The organism is Psychrobacter sp. H25 (genome assembly GCF_059076335.1).
The window spans coordinates 463,693-484,166 of the sequence record NZ_JCACRV010000001.1; the positions used below are offsets into that span (position 1 = coordinate 463,693).

Here is a 20,474-nt window from a genome sequence, read left to right on the forward strand (position 1 = left end):
ACGCGTGCAATAACAAAACGTTAGCTCGCGATTCGCTGACAGCCTTGTCCTGTTATCTGACTGAATCCACCTGAGAGCTTTTCTACTTTGATTTGGGTCAAAATACGATCTTTTAATGCCTGCACATGGGATATCACGCCAATTAATTTTCCTTCTTGCTGCAAATTAGTCAGCGTATCCAGCGCAATATCTAAAGACTCCTCATCCAATGTTCCAAAGCCTTCATCCAAAAATAGCGAGTCCACGCGAATGTTTTGACTGGCCATCTGTGAGAGCCCTAATGCCAGCGCAAGACTAATAATAAAGCCTTCACCGCCTGATAGGTTTTTGGTGCTACGAATCTCGCCGCCTTGATAGTTGTCAATGACATTGAGCTCAAGTGGGCTGTCATCGTCACGCGCTAGCAGATAGCGGTCACTCATTTTTTGCAGCTGAGTATTGGCATGATTAACCATGAGGTCAAAGGTCAAACCCTGTGCAAAGGTGCGATACTTTTTACCATCGGATGAGCCAATTAATTTGTGTAGTTGTTGCCACACTTGCAACTTATCCTTTTGAGCATTGATAGCTTCAATCTGCGCCTGTTGCGTGTTTTTCTTGTCCTCATTGTCTTTTAGTCGCTGACTAATGGCACCAATAGACTCTATACGTTTATTAGACGCTTCTTGTGCTTGAGTATGCTGCTGAGTGAGTGTCTCTTTGTCGTCTGTTGTCAGCGGGTTAGCTTGCTTATCTTCCAATGCTTTCTGTGTTTCTTTTAATAAAGACTGCGCTTGCTTTAGCGCATAATCAATACGTTCTTGCTGCTGCTTGAGCGTATTACGTTCATCAATGGGCAGGCGCGCATTCGCAAAATCCGTTTCATCGATGAAATTGGAGGCGGCAAGTATTGATTTAAAAGCGTCCTCTTGAGTATTGAGCGCACCTATTACGGTGATCACTTGCTCAGTCACGTGAGATTGTTTGTTAAGCAATTGTTTAAGCTCAAGCTCAGAGTTATCGAGCTGCCGCTGTACAGAGGTTTGCTCAATTTGCGCTTGTTCTAACGCCTCACGCAAACGCTTTTCTTCTGATTCAGGGTCTTTATCAGCAAAAACATCTTCTCTGTTCGTTTTTAGCTGTTCAAGCGTCTCTGTCTTTTCAGTCACGAGCTTAACCAGCTTATCAAGCTCCTGTTGGTTGTTATTCAACTGGGTTTGTTTGGTATCGATCTGTATGTCTAGACGACCTAATGATGTCGTCAGCGTTTGCTGCGTTTCTTTAGATTGATTGAATTCATCTCTTATACTGAGTAACGCTGCACGCTGCTGACGAAATGTATTGATATGCGTATGGTAATCCGCCTCACTTAGTATGAATTGGTTATCAATACTATCCATCAGAGGGGATAAAGTGAGCTGCGAAGTACGTATCTGTGCTAGCGACTCTGACTGAAATCTGCCAGCAGTATATTTGGTTAACAACTGTACGATATCATTCTTGAGAGTTACCAATTTGGAGAAGTTATCGTGAACCTCTTTGTTAATATTATCTATACTCGCGGACTTAATTTTGATATCCGTCTCAATCTCACTAATGTCGCTTGCCAGCTTATACTGTTGTTGCGCTAGCACGCTTATATCATCGCGTATGGTAGCAAGCTTCTCTACAAGCGTTTCATAGTTGAGCAGAGTCTCTTTTAGGGACGCTCTACGTGCTACAAGTTGATGTTGAATACGATCTAATAGAGGTAGTATATTTACCTGTGGCTCACGTTGCTGCAATGGCGGTATCGTTGCCGCGATAAATGGCGAGTAGCTTCCATCAAGCACCAAACGGATTGACTGATTGGTATCAGCCGCTAGTTTTTGTGCTTGATCTTGTAGCGATTTTTTCTGATCTTGCTGCTGCTCAAGCTGCTGCTGTTTGGTCGCCTGACTGATACGATGCGCAGATAATCGGTTTTCCAAATTGGATATGGTAGTGTCTAAATCTGTTATATGCTGCTGAATCTGCTCCGCTTCGGTATCTGACACAACGTGGGGATGATTTGTGCGATAAGGATGCTCAAGCGATCCACATAGGGGGCAGGGTTGACCATCTTTTAAATCGGCAATGTGACTTTCTAGCGTGGCTACTTTTTGTAGTAGATACAGCTGTGTTTGTTTGTCTTGCCACTTGTCTTTAGCCGCATGGATAGCAGACACTGTATCATCAATGATGTTAGTCAATTCTACTAACTCGTTTTTTATCACTGGTAGCGTGATATCTATGTCTTTGGTTTGTGCGCTAATCTTATTAAGCTGATCTGCTTTTAGCCCCATTTGTTCAAGTTGACGATTGAGGTTATCGATCTGCTCTTGTTCATTCCGCATCTCAGATAAAGATTGTACTTCAGTTAAAGCAGTTTGCTCTTGCTGCAGCGCTGTGGTCTTAGTTTGCAGCGATTGTTCTTCGATTACTTGTCTCTCTTGCTGTTCATGCAAGCTCTTAAGACGGCTTTGATACTGCTCTATATCGCTTTGCTGGCTGGTTTTGTTGATGTTTAGGTCAACATTGTCTTGTAGTAATGACTTTAGATGTTTGCAATAACTCTCAAAATTAGCAATATCGCTGTCAATGTCGCTAAGCTCGTTATTATTTTTGAGATAACCTTCTACCTCTACTAACTGAGTTTGATTATGTTCAGCTGACTTTTTATGATCGTTTATTTCTTGACGCAAATGCTGAGTGCTCATAGATAAAGCGTGTTGTCTTTGTTCAGTCTCTTCTAAAGCGTACCTATTCTGCGCAATGTCTGTATCCAATTTACGCGCCTTTGCAATATCGGGCAGAGTATCCCGTAATACGTTGCTAGCCGTTTGCACTCGGACTTGTACGGACTCTAGACGAGTGGTGGCTTGTTTTTGATGGTCTTTTTGCTGCGGTAATGTCTGATTTATCTGCTGCTGCTCATCTTGCAAGCGTTTTAGGTTGTCGCGGCTATGAGTCAGCTGGCTAAACTGACTATCAAGCTCCAACGCCATATTGGCGGCAGTTAAACGCTTGGCATTAGGGATGAAATCTTGCTGCGCTTGCTGGGCACTATCAAGATTGCGTTGATAGCTACTCAGCTTTTCTTTTGCTTCTGCAACACTATCTAGCCATTTAATTTTTTCTGCCAAATTTTGAATGTCTTGCTGCTGCGTATTTTGAACACTTTGAGATGACTGTAATTCGGCTCTTAATTGACTTTCTTCTACAGTATCTAAAAGCGCTAAGCCATCTAGACCGTATTGCAATTTATTTAATATCTCTTCCTCAGTGCGTTTCTTATCATGAACATGTGCTGAGATAGTGGCATAAATATCAGTACCTGTAATTTTTTCTAAAATATCGGCGCGCTCATCGGCTTTTGCCTTCAAAAATGCTGAAAAACTGCCTTGAGCGAGCAATATGGAACGAGTGAACTGCTGAAAATCCATCCGAGTCAGTTCAATGATTTTGTTTTTAGTATGTTTTAGAGTGCTTTCTAGCAGCTCGTCCTCTTTTGAGGGATCATCAACGTGTATCTGAGCGATTTCATGAGTTGCGTCTTGCAGATTGCCGTCCGCTTTATTGTAAGCACGGCGCTGTCCCCAGCGGCAACGGTACTGCTCACCATTCAAATCAATCACGACTTCAGCGAAGCATTCCGCTGTTTGCCGCGTCATGACTTCATTGCTACTTTTGCTAATACTATTAATTCTTGGTGTCTCACCATATAGCGCCAAACAAATCGCATCCAATATGGTGGTCTTGCCAGCGCCAGTCTGTCCTGTGATAGCAAAGATACCTTCATTGATAAATGCTGTATCAGCAAAATCAATATGCCATTCACCTTTGAGGGAGTTGAGGTTTTTGAGTCTGAGTTCGATTAGGCGCATGGATATATCTTATTATTAGTGATAGCAGCAGCTGCGAAAATTTAGAAAGATAGAAAATAGAAGTGTGATAATGATTTATCCCTTATATCACTCCGCCTGTTTGTCCTCATGACGTATATTATAGAGTATCTGACCATAGGCAACGCGCAACGAGTCTTTTTGTGACTCAGCCACGCCATTTAGATTCAAGCAGCGCTCAAACACTTCCATCTCATTTAAGTCTTGCAAGTTTTCAGAGGTTTGCTGCTGATTTAGTACTTTATTATAAGTGCAGGTATTCTTAATTTTTAGCACCTCACATGGCAGTCCATCTACCATCGCTTGTACTTGCTCACGTAAGTCACTCACAATCTCGTCACCCGTATAAACCACCTCTAACCAAACAGATTCAGCTGGAGTGAGCGATTTTATCGTTTGTGAGATTATAGGCAGGTCACCAGATATCTGCGCCAGCTGTTGGAATTTTGGGATAGGCAGGGAAACTACTTGCATCTGATTGGCATCGTTTCGGTGCAGCATTTTATTGGTAGTGGTAGCCTTAGCAGGTATTGTTTGACTGCTTTGATCTTGCTGAGTAGAAGTGCCATTGGGAATCACTGTTTTTTCTGCTTCTGTATCTTCCATTGGCTCGTCAAAACCAAACAAATCGTCCATAAACAGCTCTACTTTGCTAACTACTTTCTTAGCTGTTTTTTCTATTGGCTTTTCAATTTTTGCGGTTTGGACAGTAGCATCTGTGCTGGAAAGCTGAGGGAGAACGTTTAGACTTAAGCTGTCATTATCAAAAGATTCAGAATTGCCAAATTGTATAAGTAGTACTTGTTTTTGTTGCTTGGCCTCTCCAAAACCCATGGCGATAGGTGAGCCTGAGTAGCGAATACTCTCACGACCACCAACGCGCTGCGGCACGTGTAAATGCCCAAGGGCGACATAATCAAAACCCTCATCAAACATATCAGCGGAGATTTTACCGAGTGAGCCAACATAGAGATCACGCACGCCATCGTCGTCGGTTGTTTTGCCGCCTGCTGCAAATAGATGACCTGTGGCAATGATAGGGATATGCCGTTGATGAGTTTTTATTAATTCTGCCTGCTGTCCTTTTGCAATACTTGCTACTGCATCATAGTGGGCGCGAATGCCTTTGATAACATTGGCGTCTTTGCTATCTGCGGACTCGCCAGCACTACTGCTACGTACATCACGGTCGCGCAGGTAGGGTACAGCGGCGATGATACAATGAGGATTGTTATCATCATCACCTAAGACCAGTACTTCATCTTCTAAATCATCACAAGCTGTGCCTATCACATGGACATTCAAAAATTTGAGTACATTGCTTGGCGCATCCAAAAATGTTGGTGAGTCATGATTGCCTGCGACAATGACCACATGCTGACAGCACGAGCGTGAGACCCTACCCAAAAACTCATAATATAGCGCTTGGGCTTTGTTGCTGGGTGTCATGGTATCAAAGATGTCCCCTGCGACAATCAATATATCTACTTGCTGTGTGCTAATGGTGTCCTCTAGCCACTGCAAAAACGCCTCGAACTCTTCATAACGCAGACGACCATATAAACGTCGCCCCAAGTGCCAATCGGACGTGTGCAATATTTTTAAGGGTTTAGTAGAGGTATATTTAGGAGCAATAGATGGAGGCATAGTTTGGCTTATCGTTAAACGTCAGAACAGGGGTTAGGTAGCTTTCATTCTAGCAAGAATCGTTGGGATTTTCTCTGTTGCCAAAATAAAACCCTGCCAATATATGATTGGCAGGGTTTTTTATAGTTATAAAGAAAAATCTTTTTGCTGATAAGCTTTACATAGTAAGGAAAGGCTAATCAATAATCAGTTGCTCGGGTCCATCCTCTTGCTGCATCGCGAGGTTTGCTACCATCGATAGTGCATGTGCTTGCTGGTCTATAGGCTGTTTAGTAGCTTCGCCTGTGACTCCTCCGCGCAGCCAATTCTTAGCCAAAGCATCACTATGTTGCTGATTTTGCAAGTTATACCAAGCCAAATCATGATGCAGACTAACCACATCTCCCATAATAAGTAGAGCAGGCGTGGGCAGCTGAGCGTCCTCTTGTTTGGCAACAATCGTGGCAAGCGTGCCTGTCAGTACTTGCTGATTGGGCATGCTCGCATTAGAGATGATGGCAATGGGTGTATCAGCGCTACGGCCAGCGTCAACTAAGCCTTCGGTCAAACGTGCCAGCGAGTGCAAGCCCATATAAAACACGATGGTCTCATCAGTGTTTAAGAAATTTTTAAAATTACTATTGGGTGCGCCAGCCTTCAAGAACCCTGTCACAAAACGTACGGACTGTGAGTGATCGCGGTGGGTGAGGGGAATACCAGCGTAACTTGCAGCGGCATTGGCAGCGGTAATACCCGGTACAACTTGGTAGGGCACATTGTTTGCTCGTAAGGTTTCAATCTCCTCGCCACCGCGACCAAAGATAAAAGGATCACCGCCCTTTAAACGAACGACACGGCGACCTTCTTTGGCGCTATTGACCAACAACTCATTGATGCCAAGCTGAGCGACCGTATGGTTACTGCGTTTTTTACCGACAAATACTTTATCAGAATCACGGCGGCAAAGATCCAGCACTTGTGGCGATACCAAGGCATCATAATAGACAATATCTGCTTGCTGCATCAAACGCAGCGCTTTAAACGTCAATAGCTCCGGATCACCAGGACCTGCACCAACGATATAGACTTCACCGACAGGAGGTGCTTTGTTATCTGAATCATCTGATAGCGTAGGCGTTGTATTTACTGGGGTATCAGAGTGGGTTTTATGATGGATAGCAATGGCAGTACTGTCTAAATCGGCTTGTAACTGGGCAGTAGCTTCAGTTTCGTTACCAGCAAACATGAGCTGGCTGACCTGACCTTCAAACGCGCGTTCCCAAAACTGACGACGCCCAGTGAGTGTGGGTATTTTTGCTTTTACCTCACTGCGGAAGTCACCAGCCAGTTTGGCCAATTTACCATAGCCTTGCGGGATTAGGGTCTCAAGACGTGCCCGTAATAGCCGTGCCAATACTGGTGCTTTACCATTTGATGAAATCCCAATCACAATAGGGTTACGATCAATAATGGCTGGAAAAATAAAATCGCATAATGGCGGGGTATCGACCACATTGACCGGGATATTTAGCTCAGTTGCATCTGCGTGAATCTCATGGTTCAGCGTTTCATCGTCAGTTGCGGCAATAATCACACGTGCCCCTAACATATAGCGCTTATTATAATTCTCGTAGATAAACTGGTGTTTATCATCCGTTAGCAAAGCTTGCAACTCATGGCTGATATCTGGCGCAAGAATTGTAATGCACGCGCCAGCGCGGCTGAGCAAATCCGCTTTACGCAGTGCCACTTCGCCGCCGCCCACGATGAGCACTTTACGGCCTTCTAATTTAAAAAATAGCGGGAAGGTGTTCATAGTGTCACCATATATTTAACTGTTTATTATAAAGGTTGGAGAAGGTATAAGAGATGCCGCCATTATGAGGTATCGCAGGCATACTCTCACGTAGTGAATTGGCATTAGTATATTCGTTTTTGAAATATTAATTGATATTTTTCTTGCTAATAGGAATAGATGAACTTACTTGATCAAATGAATAAGTAATCTAACACACGCTAACATATCCCAAAATTAGGTTGTGCTAGCATGTCTTAAGACAATTAATCGTATATCAATAATTAGCAATAATTAAAAAGAGTAAGCATACTATGAAATTACAAGACAGGGTCGCGATTTTATTTGGTGGCACGTCAGGGTTAGGTGAGGCAACGGCCAAAGCATTTGCCAAAGAAGGCGCTAAAATAGTCGTTACAGGACGCGATGAGGAAGACGGCAATCGAATTGTCAAAGACATTAGAGATCGCAATCAAGACGTCATCTTTGTCAAAGCTGATGTGACGGAAAAGACCGATATTCAAGCCGTTGTTGACCAAGCATTAACGACTTATGGTCAGATTGACATTTTGTACAACGGTGCTGGTATTCATGACGCTTATGATAATGCTGTTGAGCTAGAAGAGGATTTTTACGATAAATTGATGGCGATTAATGTCAAGGCGCCTTATTTGGCTTCCAAAATGGTGATTCCGCATTTTATTGAGCAGGGCGGTGGCACCATTATTAATGTCGGTTCGCAAGCGACACAAATGGCAGGACCGGGTGGCTCAGCATATGTGACATCCAAACACGCCATTTTAGGGTTCTCGAAGCAATTGGCTTTTGATTTTGGTAGTCAGGGCATTAAAGTGAATACATTGTCGCCAGGTTTTATAAAAACACCCATGACTGAGGGTATTGACGATGAACGTCTAGAGCGTATTCCTGCCGAGCGTGCTGGCAAGCCTGAAGAGATTGCTGCACTTGCTGTGTTTTTGGCATCTGATGATTCTAACTATATGCAAGGTGCTAACGTTTTGATGGATGGTGGCTGGGTACTAGGTCGCAAATAACTTTAGTAGTTGCCAACATAGTCGTCAACAATAACAAACGGTTCTTACGTATCTTCCCAACAATAAAAAAGCCCTATCAAAACGAGAGGGCTTTTTTATTGCTGCAGAATACTGCGAGCGGTTATCAAAGATTATAGCTGAGTATGCAAACCACACTCACGGCTTTCTTCTACTTTCGTTGGGTCAAAGTAGTCATGCTCATTTGGTAGGTTATTGTCTTCTAAGTAGACATCTAGATCAGCATCTGTTTTTTCAAACAATGGCGCTACTTTTAATACACCATCTTTTGACAAGCTAAGCACGTCAAGACCTTGACGGAACTCAGTTTGGTCTTTACGAATCGCATTGAACCATACATCAGGCTTTAGCTCATCTAGTGCACGGCGGAATGGCTCTAGTTTTACTTGCTCAGTGAACTCATCGTGCTGTGGGTTATCGATACCTGGGATACCGTTCATGGTCGCGTCACGGTGGGCAGCCGTTTGTTTTGGGATATAGGTCACAACATTCAAATCAAGGTCACGGATCAATTTGTTAGCAAACTGATAGGTTGCATCTGTGTTGTAGCCTGAGTCTACCCACAATACTGTGATATCAGGACGCTGCTTAGCAACCAAATGCAAAATCGCTGACTCGTATGGACGGAAGTTGGTGGTGATAATTGGATTTTTTGCTTGAGTCAGTGCCCACTCAACGATTTGCTCAGGTGATTTACCTTGCAAGTCTTGGTTGGCTTGGTCAATATCTAGGTTTGGGTGTAGTTGGCTCATAATATGTTCCTTAATGGTTGTTAATATAAAGTGTTAATTAGAAATATTAGGTATGACTATAAAAATTATAGTCAGTGCTAAAACTATGCGACCGATGGCTCTGATGATGCAAACATCGGTAAATCCGAAGCACTTCGACCATCATAGCTGCTAGCAAGCGCTGTAAAGGCTTGCTCAATGCCAAATTTAGAATCAGCTTCTAGGTCATGCTCACTCAGTACAAAGCTATCAACGCCCACACGTAACATATAAGCAATTTGATCACGGCCAAACGCGCCAGCAACACGAATCTCACCGGTGTAGCCGATTTGGCGCAGGGTGCGTGCAAAGCTAAAGTGACGACCATCAGCGAACTTAGGCACATCAATTACTATCAATGCTTGCGCTGATAGTAATTCACTAATGCCTTCTAGTGCATCAGCGTCAGTATCGGCGGTAACCCACAATCCAAGTCGGCTACTGTGCTGTACGATCAGCTCATAAACCTCTTTAATCAGACCACCAGCCTGCGCGCCTGACTCGTTTAATAGGTCAGCAAGCGGTACGATGACGTCAGGCTTTTCTTGCTTTTGTAGTAGCTCAAGCAACGTAATATTAGTCGATACGATACTCTCAGGCAGATCATCCGTAGTGAGCACATGCCAAGTGTCTTGGCTGCTAATGTCTACGCCATGATTGTCCAAAATATGATGATTAGCCATAGACCTTCTCCTTAAATGGATCAATACCAACGCGCTCAACCAATTGACCGAAACTCTCGACGTCATTGTCTGTGCTGGCACGTAAGTCCACGTACACATCAACGATCTGCTGTATGGTGTTGGCGACCTCAAGAGCAGGGACGGATTTGCCTAAGATTTTGCCAAGTTTGGCATCATCGCTAGAGTTACCGCCAAGACTGATCTGGTACCAATGTTCACCTTTTTTATCAACACCCAAGATACCGATATCGCCTGTATGATGATGCGCACAGGCATTGATACAGCCAGACATGTTCAGACGAATCTCACCTAAATCATACAGATAGTCTAGGTCATCGAATTGCTTTTCGATTTGCTCAGCGATGTTATGCGTCGTTGCATTGGCAAGCGAGCAATAGTCCCAACCTGGGCAGACAATCATATCTGTTAGGGTATTGATGTTTGCGCGTGCTAAATGTAGGTCAGATAGCTGCTGCCATAACTCATAAAGATGGTTGGTCTGTACGTCAGCGAATACTAAGTTCTGTTGATACGTACCACGCAGCTCACCAAAGCTGTATTTATCAGACAAATCAGCTAGTGCATCCATTTGCGAATCACTAACATCACCAGATGGTACGTATTTACCATCAACCAAGCCCGCTTTAAGCGAGATTACGACTGCACGGTAACCTGCTACTTTATGCGCTACGGTGTTTTGGTTATACCAATTGGCAAAGTCTTTATCAGCGTTTAGTTGCTGTTGTAGCTCAGACTGTACTTGTAGTGCGTCGAACGATGCATAGTCAGGCTCACTAAAGAAACCAGTCGCTGTTGCAAAGTTCTCATCCGTCAAGGTAAGTGGGCCGTCTTTGGTGTGGGCTTCCCATTCAGCATTGACCAATTTGGCAAACGCTGGACCGCCCATGCTTTCGACCAAAATTTTGATACGTGATCTGTATTTGCTGCCTTTGTCACGGCGGCCATGCAAGTTATAGACACGCAAGATAGCATCTAAATAGCTCAGCAAATGCTGACGTGGCAAGAATTTATTGATAACTTTACCAAGGACAGGAATACGTCCAAGACCGCCACCAACCAATACTTCAAAACCAATCTCACCGTCATCATTGGTTTTTACGTGTAGACCGACATCGTGTACTTGCGTTGCTGCGCGGTCATCATTGGTACCGATCACAGCAATCTTAAATTTACGCGGCAAAAAAGCAAACTCAGGGTGGAAGGTTGACCACTGACGGATAATCTCACAGTAAGGACGTGGGTCAGCAATCTCTTCTTTATGAATACCAGCGTACGGATCCGTTGTGGTATTACGGATACAGTTGCCTGAGGTTTGGATGGCATGCATCTGTACCGATGCCAATTCAGCTAGGATATCTGGCACGTCTTCTAGCTTTGGCCAGTTCAGCTGAATATTGGTACGGGTCGTGAAGTGCCCATAGCCTTTGTCATACTTGCGAGTAATCTCAGCCAATTTTCGCAATTGATAGCTGGCAAGTAAGCCATAAGGAATGGCAATACGCAACATTGGCGCATAACGCTGGATGTAAAGGCCGTTTTGCAGTCGCAGTGGCAAAAACTGCTCTTCTGGCAGCTCACCTGCCAAAAATCGCTCAGTTTGGTCGCGAAACTGGGCAACTCGTTCCTCTACCAAAGTCTGGTCAGCGTAATTATATTGATACATGACGTAATCTCAGTTTTGTTTTTAATTTTAAAATCAGCGACGAAAATGATTTGCGTGTGTAATAGGTTTTATTGCCGGGTGCAATGCGCATAATTCAGCTATACATGATATAAGCTTGCACTCAGAATCATAAATTCCTTTCAGACATATCCATATCCAAACACAGCATAAATTTTCATAACGAAAGTTAGGTAGCCTATGCGTATCAAATTCAATGCCTAATGGTTATTACTCTTCTAACGACTATTACTCTATTTTTTGCTAGCAGCTACCTATATAAGCGACACTTTACAGCAACTTATTTTCTTCGACCATTCTTTTATTTAAGAGGTTTTAAAAATTATATGACTCAAACTCAAGCTCCGACCCAGTCAAAACTCGTTCCGCCACATGGTAGTGACGTACTTAAACCTTTACTATTAAATGATGATGCACGTGCTGAAGCGTTAGAGCTTGCCAGCACATTGCCATCTATTACCCTCAGCTCACGTGAGCGCGGTGATTTGATCATGTTCGGTATCGGCGGCTTCACGCCACTAAATGGTTTTATGAATCAAGCGGACTGGCAGGGCGTGGTAGACAACATGCGCTTGCAGAGCGGCGAAAACGCAGGCTTGTTTTGGCCAATTCCTATCACGCTATCTGCGCCAACAGAGACTGCGGACAGTTTGAGTCAAGGTGACAAAGTAGCCTTAGTTGCTCAAGATGGCGAAGTCATGGGTATTTTGACAGTAGAAGAAACCTACACTATCGATAAAAAGCACGAGTGCCAGCAAGTATTTACAACTACCGATTCAGAGCATCCAGGTGTTCAGCAAGTACTGAATCAAGAAGCTGTCAATATTGCCGGTAGCGTTGAAGTACTTAGCGAAGGCGAGTTCCCAACACTATATCCAGAGATCTATAAAACGCCAGCAGAGACTCGCGAAATCTTAGACGCTAAAGGCTGGAAAACAGTGGCTGCATTCCAAACACGTAACCCAATGCACCGCTCACACGAATATCTGGCCAAGATCGCAATTGAGATCTGTGATGGTGTATTGATTCATTCATTACTAGGCGCGCTAAAGCCGGGCGATATCCCAGCAGAAGTCCGTCAAGAAGCCATCAAAACGCTAATCGATAATTACTTTAGACAAGATACTGTTATCCAAGCGGGTTATCCGTTAGACATGCGCTATGCCGGTCCACGCGAGGCGCTACTGCATGCGCTATTCCGTCAAAACTATGGCTGTAGCCACCTGATTGTCGGCCGTGACCATGCGGGTGTGGGTGATTACTATGGTGCGTTTGATGCGCAAACGATTTTTGAACATGTTGGTAAAGATGACCTTATCACCCAACCACTAAAAATTGGCTGGACGTTCTGGTGTAATGCTTGTAATGCAATGGCCTCTGACAAGACTTGTCCGCACGATGCCTCCGAGCACGTTAAAGTCTCAGGTACTAAACTGCGTAAAGCACTATCAGAAGACATGGATGTGCCAGATAACTTTAGTCGTCCAGAAGTATTACAGATTTTGCGTGATTACTACGCCGGTATCGCTCGCGAAGAACGTGCTGAAGTTAAATTAACAGGGGCGTCTGCGGTATAACGACTGATCATCAGTATAAATAACGCGTACGAAACCAGTTATAAAAAAGGTGTCAGACTTATGGTCTGGCACCTTTTTTTCTACTATTTCCAAACACCAACGCTGACTATTAGATCTCTAGACCTGCTGCCAGCTTTTTATATTCTCCAGCAAGCGAGCCACCACCTGAGCAAAAATAGTTCAGTGCATACTTGTCTGTACTGTCGATGGTGAGAGTGTCATCTTTAAATTGAAAAAAGGCGGTGCTGTCATTTACCTGTGCCTGAAAAATCGTACCGTGAGCGGCATCTTGCCCCATGAGTGTCGCCTTGCCATCGAAGTGACAAGTAGGTTTTTTAATATCGCTGCGTGAACGAACTTTAATGTCAATCTGCTGATCACTCTCTGCTCGTACCATTACGCCAACCCAGTCATAGCCTTGAGCACGTTTATCGTAGTCTGCAGAAGCATAATCCGCTGAAAGTTTGTCTGCAAAAACTTCATCTGCTGAACTAGTGACTGATTTGATACTGCTGTGATTGGCGCTATTCATAGTAGGCGACACATTATTACAACCTATTAAAGTTACAAGGGTAGAGGTGATCATCATGAGTCTACCAGCAGAATAAAAGCGACGGTACGAAAGAATCATATAAATGCCTTTGGTCGAGTAAGAGTATAGATTTTCAAATCACTATGGTCTGAAAACCTTATCGTATACAAACAATGGTACCGATTACCCAAATTATAGTCTACTGAATAAACCTGCCAGCAGTGATGTACCTTTTTTTACTCCTCATGCTGTCAAACAAAGACTGACAGCACTTATGCCAACATCACTATTCGATAAGCGAATTCGTCACTAAGCGTTTGCTATTTATGCTGATAGCATAGCTTTCATCCTCCCCAAAACCCAAAACCCAAAACCCAAAAATAAAAACGTCCTCCAAAATAGTCATTCATAGTGAAAATTATTTTGGCACAAACGTTCTATTACCTTTACTGAGAATCTCATGCAAAAAACAACAAACATTCAGTTCGTGAGTGACCGCCGCCTATCCGCCAAGACTCTTGGTATCAGCAGTATCATTACTGCAGCGGCCATAATGACTGGGTGTAGCCCAACTGAAGCCACACAGAATGATGCCGTCGCAGCTGGCAATAACGACTCACAAGACGTTAGCCTGCTCAATGTCTCTTATGACGTATCTCGCGATTTTTATAGAGACTACAATGAGCTATTTCGTACTGATTATCTCAAATCCCATCCAGACAGCGAGGTAAAGGTCAACCAATCACATGGTGGCTCAAGTAAGCAAGCACTGTCCGTGGCCAATGGTTTGCAGGCTGATGTGGTGACTTTTAATCAAGAAACCGATATGAACTTATTGGTCGAGAGAGGCTTAGTCAGCACTGACTGGCAGCAAGCGTTACCCAATGGCGCTGTCCCTTATACCAGTACGATGGTGCTACTGGTTCGTACGGGCAATCCAAAAAACATTAAAGACTGGTCAGATTTGGCACGTAATGATGTCGAAGTCGTTATCCCTAACCCCAAGACCAGTGGCACGGCACGCTATGCGTTCTTAGGTGCTTATGGCTATGGGCTGCATCAATTTAAAGAAAAGAGCAGCGAAAACCCTACTAAAACTGATGGCTTTATCAAAAAGCTGCTAGCAAACGTAGTCACTTATGACAATGGCGCGCGTGCAGCAACTACCAGCTTCACTCAGCGCGGCCTAGGGGATGTGCTGATTACGACTGAAAACGAAGCGCATTTGACAGCCAAGCAGTTTGCCAAAGGTCAGGTCGATATCGTCTATCCAAGCTACTCTATTACCATCGCCAACCCAGTAGCAGTGGTCACGGCAGTGACTGAAAAATCAGGTAAGACGGCAGCGGCAAATGCTTATCTGAAAGGTTTATGGGACAAGCCTGCACAAGAGCTCATGGCAGAGATGTACATGCGCCCAAGTAACGAGCAAGTCCTAGCCACTCACAAGGATACATTACCTGATATCGAGACGTTTGATCCTGTGACGGTATTTGGCTCATGGAACCAAATTATGGATGGATTTTTTGTCGATGGCGGCCGTTTTGATCAGCTGGCGAGCACCAAGACGAGCAGCAAGTAGCCGCTGATTATCTAATTTGTAGAACTGTCTATCTTGCCTATCATTACTAAGGTACATACAAGAAGGCATATGTAAGGCAAATCGCATTTGTGCCAGTAGCAACACTGTCCATTGCTAAACCAACAGTTATACATAACTCGTAGTGTGATAAATTATTGATATGTTTAGAATTGTCCGCTTGTTATTCCCTTTTGGCAATAACATACGCATATTCATCATTAAACATAATAAGATGGCACTGTTAGCATACTTGCATCACACAACAGACATCTTTGAGGTATTTATGACAGACGTAGCCGGTTATCAACAAAAAAGTAAAACTCTTAGTGCCTTAAGTATTGCTGGCGTTGCCTTGACACTTGGTCTGGCTGGCTGTAGCAATAGCGAGACGACTGATGCGGCTGCTAACGCTGATGGTGCAGCAGCAGAAGGGCAGAGCATTGAGCTACTGAATGTCTCATACGATGTGGCACGTGACTTTTATAAAGACTACAACCCATTGTTTGTTGAGCACTATAAAGCTGAGAACCCAGACAGCGATATCTTAATTAAGCAATCGCATGGCGGCTCAAGCAAGCAAGCGTTGTCTGTTGCTAACGGCCTACAAGCAGATGTTGCCACTATGAACCAAGGCTCTGATATCGAGCTACTTGAGAAAAAAGGCTTGGTTGAGTCAGATTGGGAAAGCAAATTCCCAGACAACGCAGTGCCGTTCACCAGTACAATTGTATTTTTGGTACGTAAAGACAATCCAAAAAATATTCAAGACTGGGAAGACTTAACCCAAGATGGTATTGAGATCGTCATGGCCAATCCAAAGGTCACAGGTAACGGTCGTTATGCGTTCTTAGGTGCATATGGTTATGGTCTACATGCTTTTAATGAAGATGAAACAAAAGCTAAAGGCTACGTCAAAGACATGCTAAAAAATGTCAAAGTCTATGAAAACGGTGGACGTGCAGCAACAACGACTTTCGTTCAGCGCGGCATCGGTGATGTCTTGGTGACCTTTGAAAACGAAGCCAACCTAGCGGCAACTGATTTTGGTGCTGGCCAAGTAGATATCGTGTATCCAAAATACTCAATCAAATCAGAGAGCCCTGTGGCTGTTGTGAAGACTGTAACAGACAAAAAAGGCACTACAGATGCTGCCAAAGCGTATCTTGATTACTTGTGGAGTGAGCCAGCTCAGCAGCTAGCCGCTGACCTATACTTGCGTCCTAGCGTCCAAAGCGTACTTGAGAAAAACGGTGACAAACTGCCGCCAGTTGAGACTTTCCGTCCGAACGATGCCTTTGGTACATGGGATGAGATTATGACAACTTACTTCAGTGATGGCGGTGTGTTTGACCAGCTAGCGATTAATGCGCCTCAGTAATTGCTTGCTAAGTACATAAGAGCAGCTACTGCGCTAGACATTGATTAGCTCGACAGTTAGTTATGAAGCACCCCATAAAGGACATGGTCGTACGCACTATGTCCTTTATATCATAAGCCGACCAATAATAATTTTTATAACAATAGTAATAATGGTCTTACGGTGAGCACCCTCGCTAAGTACCACCAGTTAGGCAATAGGACATCACTATGAGTGCAACATCTTCTTCTGCCAGTAAACCCGCCAATAAAAAGGGTTGGCTAACCCGTTTGCGTCAGCGCAATGTGCTACCTGGGTTTGGTCTGAGCATGGGTATAACTGTCTTTAGCTTGTCGTTATTGGTAGTCCTACCGTTTGCCATGATGGCCTATACCACAACCCAGATGGGGTGGACTGGGTTTTGGGATACCATTACTCAGCCGCAGGTCACTGCTGCTATCAAGCTGAGCTTATGGATGTCGTTTTTGGCGATGCTGACCAATATGGTGTTTGGTACATTGGTCGCTTGGGTGCTGGTTCGCTATGAGTTTTGGGGAAAGTCACTCATCAATGCTTTGGTCGATCTACCATTTGCGTTGCCAACGGCAGTCACAGGTATCTCACTGGCGACGCTATATGCGCCTAATGGCTTGATTGGTCAATGGTTTGCCAAGTTTGATATTCAGGTGGCCTTTACGCCAATAGGTATTTGGTTGGCACTGGTCGTCGTCAGTTTCCCCTTTATCGTTCGTGCCGTGCAGCCAGTACTCGCTGAGCTATCAGTCGAGTTTGAAGAAGCATCTGCGGTTTTGGGTGCCAATCGTCTCACGACATTTCGTAAAGTGATCTTGCCAGAGTTATTGCCTGCCTTGCTGATGGGTGCAGGTATGATGTTTGCTCGTGCGACTGGTGAGTATGGCTCGGTTATCTTTATCGCTGGCAACATACCGATGCAGTCTGAAATTTTGCCACTCATTATCATCAGTAAGCTTGAGCAGTTTGACATTCAAGGCGCCTCTGCGGTCGCACTATTTATGCTGCTCATATCGTTTATTATCTTGTTGACCATTAATATCATGCAGTGGAAACTGTCGCGCCGTGTAGGAGCTCGCTAATATGCAAATATCTAATAGCTACGACTACCAAAAAAACGCAGCGACTAAAGATTCCCCATGGATACGCCGCACCTTTATTGTTATTGCCGTGCTGTTTATGGTCTTGATGCTTGTGGTGCCATTATTGGCTGTGTTTTATGAAGCGTTCAAAAATGGCTGGCAGTTATATCTTGCCTCATTAGTTGATCCTGAAGCACTACAAGCAATCAAGCTTACGTTGATTACCGCCGCCATTGTGTTGCCGATCAATATGGTGATGGGTATTGCGATTGCATGGTTGGTCACACGCTACCAGTTTAAAGGCAAGCAGCTGGTGACCACGTTGCTTGATTTACCATTCTCAGTATCACCAGTTGTTGCCGGTTTAATGTTTGTGCTGCTATTCGGTCTGAACTCTACAATCGGTGGCTGGCTTGAGAGTATGGGCTTTCAGGTGATTTATGCCGTACCTGGTATCATTTTGGCGACACTATTTGTGACCTTTCCTTTTGTTGCGCGTGAGTTGATACCGCTGATGCAGACCCAAGGCGACTCCGAGGAGCAAGCAGCGTTAACCTTAGGTGCGAGTGGTTGGCAGACTTTTTGGCATGTGACACTGCCTAATATCAAATGGGCACTGCTGTATGGTTTGATTTTGACCAATGCGCGTGCGATGGGTGAGTTTGGTGCTGTCAGCGTTGTATCTGGTCATATTCGCGGTGAGACCAACACCATGCCGCTATTGGTTGAGATTGCCTACAACGATTATAACTTTACTGCTGCGTTTGCTTTATCGAGCTTACTGGCCGCACTTGCCTTGATAACGCTATTGATTCAGCAAGTCATGACCAAAATGCAAGAACGTAAGTTTGCAAAGTCTGAGCGCTTAGCGAGTGCACCTGAGCTACCAGTAAGTGCCAATGCAACGACTGCAACAGCTGAGAGTGTTGATAAGTGATAAGTGACGCGATTCAACGATATCCAACTTGGCAGTGTTAATAGGACTGATATAGTAACTACCCAGTACCTTGCTACGATACGATAAAAGACATAATAAGAGATACGATTATGAGCATTGAGATTCGCAACGTTAATAAAAAATTCGGTAACTTTACGGCTTTAGATAATATCAATATCACTGTACCGACTGGCAAGTTGACGACGCTATTAGGTCCTTCAGGCTGCGGTAAGACCACGTTGCTACGTATTATCGCAGGCTTGGAATACGCTGACTCTGGGCAGGTATTGTTTGATGAGTTAGATGTCACCAATACCCCTGTACAAAAGCGCCATATTGGTTTTATGTTTCAGCACTATGCGCTATTTCGCCACAAGAACATCGCAGACAATGTCGCCTTTGGTCTAACACTACTACCAAAAAATGAGCGACCTAGTAAAGCGGATATCAATAAGCGTGTGGCAGAGCTACTAGATCTGGTACAGCTCCCACAAGTGGCCAATGCTTATCCACATCAGTTATCAGGTGGTCAACGTCAGCGTATTGCACTAGCGCGCGCACTCGCTGTAAAGCCAAAGCTATTACTGCTTGATGAGCCATTTGGCGCGCTAGATGCCAAAGTACGTAAAGAGCTACGTACCTGGCTAAAAAACATCCATCATGAGCTCGGTATCACAAGCATCATGGTGACTCACGATCAGGAAGAAGCTCGCGCCGTATCAGATGAGATTGTGGTGATGAACCAAGGGCGAGTAGAGCAGGTAGGGACGTCAGAGGAGCTGATACATCAGCCAGCCAATGCGTTTATCAGTGACTTCTTAGATCTGACATAAGCAGTTGACGAGCCAATAAAAAAGCCTACTTATGTAGGCTTTTTTATTGGCTGCTCTCATCATCTTAGTTACAGTGAACTGAACTGTCGCCATTATGATACTTAAGCAGGTTTTGACTCGTCTTTGTCGATATCACTTGGGGCGAGTTGATCATAAGTGATGTCTAGAATATCCTGACACCACTCTGGTAAATCATCAGCGACCTCATACCACATCCATGTACCGTCACGTACACAGCTTAAGATACCTAATTTTTTCAAATGGTTCAAATGCCGCGATATCGTGGGCTGCGGCTGATCAAGCATGTCTACTAGATCGCCCACGCAACGTGTTTCTTTTTTGAAAAGAATTTGAAATATTTTTAGGCGTGTCGGATCAGATAAGACTTTAAACAAATCAATAGGTCGTATCGTAAAATTATTATCAGACATAGGAAAATTCCAATGGGCTTCGTTTATAGGGGTTCAATATAACAGCAGTCATCTACAAAATCGATTAAAAAATAAGCAAAATTACAGTTCATCGTTAATTCACTACCTTCGACAATATTCGGTTACATGCACGCTTATATCCACTTACATAAATAGATGAAAAAAGACATAGTAATACTGCTGCGACTAAAAAAAGATGTTAAATGTTATTGAAAATGATAATAGTTATCGTTATTATACTGCATATCGTGATTCATCGAATAAGTAGTGGTATTCAGAGGAGCCTGTTCATGTACGTATGTATCTGCAACAACGTAAAAGAAAAGCAAATCAAGGCAGCTATTGCATCGGGTGTCGATACCCTTGATGGTCTAAAAGACACTCTAGATGTGGCAACGTGCTGTGGATGCTGCGAGCCTATGGTTAATGACTACTTGGACGAGCATCATGCCAGTCTCGATGTTTTAGCATATGCAGTTTAAGTATATTTAGCGTAAGCTATTGTATTTCCAACATAAAAATATATATTCAATATATTGCATTTACTCTTTCATTATAC

16 protein-coding genes are annotated in these 20,474 nt (G+C 43.9%); 8 read left to right on the plus strand and 8 right to left on the minus strand.

Annotated features, from left to right (window positions below):
• Positions 1-20: 20 nt before the first annotated feature.
• The 3 genes from AC5JPO_RS01855 to cysG all read right to left on the minus strand — a co-directional run bounded on the left by AC5JPO_RS01855 (position 21) and on the right by cysG (position 7,344).
• Positions 21-3,884, minus strand: a complete 3,864-nt coding sequence (locus AC5JPO_RS01855) for an AAA family ATPase (protein WP_493853108.1) — start codon at positions 3,882-3,884, stop codon at positions 21-23.
• A gap of 87 nt (positions 3,885-3,971) precedes the next feature.
• Positions 3,972-5,549, minus strand: a complete 1,578-nt coding sequence (locus tag AC5JPO_RS01860) for an exonuclease SbcCD subunit D C-terminal domain-containing protein (RefSeq protein WP_493853109.1) — start codon at positions 5,547-5,549, stop codon at positions 3,972-3,974.
• 175 nt (positions 5,550-5,724) lie between these two features.
• Positions 5,725-7,344, minus strand: coding sequence for a siroheme synthase CysG (gene cysG, locus AC5JPO_RS01865; protein ID WP_493853110.1), 1,620 nt, complete (start codon positions 7,342-7,344; stop codon positions 5,725-5,727).
• A 293-nt stretch (positions 7,345-7,637) separates the two neighbouring features.
• Between cysG and AC5JPO_RS01870 the strand changes: the two genes are divergently transcribed.
• Positions 7,638-8,378 carry an SDR family NAD(P)-dependent oxidoreductase gene (locus AC5JPO_RS01870; RefSeq protein WP_493851886.1) on the plus strand — a complete coding sequence of 247 codons (741 nt, stop codon included), beginning with the start codon at positions 7,638-7,640 and terminating at the stop codon, positions 8,376-8,378.
• Positions 8,379-8,509: 131 nt separating this feature from the next.
• On the opposite strand, the gene AC5JPO_RS01875 is transcribed toward AC5JPO_RS01870, so the two are convergent.
• The 3 genes from AC5JPO_RS01875 to AC5JPO_RS01885 form a co-directional block, all read right to left on the minus strand.
• Positions 8,510-9,148, minus strand: coding sequence for a phosphoadenosine phosphosulfate reductase domain-containing protein (locus tag AC5JPO_RS01875; protein ID WP_443526424.1), 639 nt, complete (start codon positions 9,146-9,148; stop codon positions 8,510-8,512).
• An 83-nt stretch (positions 9,149-9,231) separates the two neighbouring features.
• Positions 9,232-9,849 (minus strand): DUF934 domain-containing protein, encoded by a 618-nt coding sequence (locus AC5JPO_RS01880; RefSeq protein ID WP_493851885.1) that lies wholly within the window; start codon positions 9,847-9,849, stop codon positions 9,232-9,234.
• The gene (locus tag AC5JPO_RS01885) at positions 9,842-11,533 is read right to left on the minus strand and encodes a nitrite/sulfite reductase (RefSeq protein WP_493851884.1); all 1,692 of its coding nucleotides are present in this window, start codon (positions 11,531-11,533) and stop codon (positions 9,842-9,844) included. The genes AC5JPO_RS01880 and AC5JPO_RS01885 overlap by 8 nt, the downstream gene beginning before the upstream one ends.
• A gap of 344 nt (positions 11,534-11,877) precedes the next feature.
• Between AC5JPO_RS01885 and sat the strand changes: the two genes are divergently transcribed.
• Positions 11,878-13,128 (plus strand): sulfate adenylyltransferase, encoded by a 1,251-nt coding sequence (sat, locus tag AC5JPO_RS01890; RefSeq protein ID WP_493851883.1) that lies wholly within the window; start codon positions 11,878-11,880, stop codon positions 13,126-13,128.
• Positions 13,129-13,237: 109 nt separating this feature from the next.
• Here the strand turns inward: sat and AC5JPO_RS01895 are convergent, their stop codons facing one another.
• Positions 13,238-13,660, minus strand: coding sequence for a hypothetical protein (locus AC5JPO_RS01895; protein WP_493851882.1), 423 nt, complete (start codon positions 13,658-13,660; stop codon positions 13,238-13,240).
• 460 nt (positions 13,661-14,120) lie between these two features.
• Between AC5JPO_RS01895 and AC5JPO_RS01900 the strand changes: the two genes are divergently transcribed.
• The 5 genes from AC5JPO_RS01900 to AC5JPO_RS01920 all read left to right on the plus strand — a co-directional run bounded on the left by AC5JPO_RS01900 (position 14,121) and on the right by AC5JPO_RS01920 (position 19,484).
• A complete protein-coding gene (locus AC5JPO_RS01900; RefSeq protein ID WP_493851881.1) occupies positions 14,121-15,242 on the plus strand; it encodes a sulfate ABC transporter substrate-binding protein in 1,122 nt (373 codons plus the stop codon).
• A gap of 283 nt (positions 15,243-15,525) precedes the next feature.
• Positions 15,526-16,620 carry a sulfate ABC transporter substrate-binding protein gene (locus AC5JPO_RS01905; protein ID WP_493851880.1) on the plus strand — a complete coding sequence of 365 codons (1,095 nt, stop codon included), beginning with the start codon at positions 15,526-15,528 and terminating at the stop codon, positions 16,618-16,620.
• Positions 16,621-16,829: 209 nt separating this feature from the next.
• Positions 16,830-17,714: a sulfate ABC transporter permease subunit CysT gene (cysT, locus tag AC5JPO_RS01910; RefSeq protein WP_443526434.1), complete on the plus strand. Its 885-nt coding sequence runs from the start codon at positions 16,830-16,832 to the stop codon at positions 17,712-17,714.
• A 1-nt stretch (position 17,715) separates the two neighbouring features.
• The gene (cysW, locus tag AC5JPO_RS01915) at positions 17,716-18,651 is read left to right on the plus strand and encodes a sulfate ABC transporter permease subunit CysW (RefSeq protein WP_443526436.1); all 936 of its coding nucleotides are present in this window, start codon (positions 17,716-17,718) and stop codon (positions 18,649-18,651) included.
• A 110-nt stretch (positions 18,652-18,761) separates the two neighbouring features.
• A complete protein-coding gene (locus tag AC5JPO_RS01920) occupies positions 18,762-19,484 on the plus strand; it encodes a sulfate/molybdate ABC transporter ATP-binding protein (RefSeq protein ID WP_319051705.1) in 723 nt (240 codons plus the stop codon).
• Positions 19,485-19,585: 101 nt separating this feature from the next.
• Here the strand turns inward: AC5JPO_RS01920 and AC5JPO_RS01925 are convergent, their stop codons facing one another.
• On the minus strand, positions 19,586-19,915 hold the full coding sequence (locus tag AC5JPO_RS01925) for an ArsR/SmtB family transcription factor (protein ID WP_493843121.1): 330 nt from the start codon (positions 19,913-19,915) through the stop codon (positions 19,586-19,588).
• A 290-nt stretch (positions 19,916-20,205) separates the two neighbouring features.
• Here AC5JPO_RS01925 and AC5JPO_RS01930 point away from each other — a divergent pair, with 290 nt between their 5' ends.
• Entirely contained in the window at positions 20,206-20,397 is a 192-nt protein-coding gene (locus tag AC5JPO_RS01930) for a (2Fe-2S)-binding protein (RefSeq protein ID WP_319051702.1), read from the plus strand.
• Positions 20,398-20,474: the final 77 nt, after the last annotated feature.